The organism is Clostridium sp. AF36-4, assembly GCF_003435975.1.
GTDB lineage: Bacteria > Bacillota > Clostridia > Lachnospirales > Lachnospiraceae > Eubacterium_F.
The window spans coordinates 1-215 of the sequence record NZ_QTVH01000056.1 but is presented as its reverse complement, the minus strand read 5'-3'; positions in this window follow the sequence as shown (position 1 = coordinate 215).

Sequence of the window (215 nt, the reverse complement as noted above, 5' to 3'; positions counted from 1 at the left end):
CCAATGGACTGATGGCATCTTTCAAAGTTATAGGTGTAGATATACCTTCCGATGGCTTCTCTTGCTTCCTTGAGATTAGCATACTCCGTGAGATATGCTTCCTCATATTTGAAGCTGCGGAACCAGCGTTCAATCATGATATTATCTGCCCATCGGCTTTTGCCTTGCGTTCTTCGGCAAGTTTTTCCCGGAGATTGTCTTCCCGCTTATTATCG